The 276-nt window shown below is 43.1% G+C and carries 1 protein-coding gene; it reads right to left on the minus strand.

Going from position 1 to position 276, the window contains the following annotated elements; all coding sequences use genetic code 11:
- On the minus strand, positions 1 to 276 hold a 276-nt coding region (locus tag AB4512_RS22675), incomplete at both ends, for a hypothetical protein (protein WP_372175789.1).

A 276-nucleotide genomic window follows, 5' to 3' on the forward strand; every position in this document is an offset into this window, starting at 1 on the left:
AAGCGTCGAACACAATTTGGCCATCGCTTCGGGTTCCAATAAGGCTTTGCTTGTTAGACGATACCGCGATAGTGATCGACAGGCTTTGAGAGGTTAATGACTCAGCTATAGTTTGATCTGCGCTAAACGAGAAGTCCGCAAAATCGATCCTAATATCAGAAGTTTGTGTTTCGTCTCCAAAAATACCGATGATGTTTTCCGAAAACACCACTGATTCAGGAAGAATAATCGTCGGCATGTCATCGATGGCTTCGTTGCCGAATGTATTGAAAACTT

Origin of the sequence: Vibrio sp. 10N.222.52.B7, from assembly GCF_041474275.1 — a bacterium.
GTDB classification, from domain to species: Bacteria; Pseudomonadota; Gammaproteobacteria; order Enterobacterales; family Vibrionaceae; genus Vibrio; species Vibrio crassostreae_C.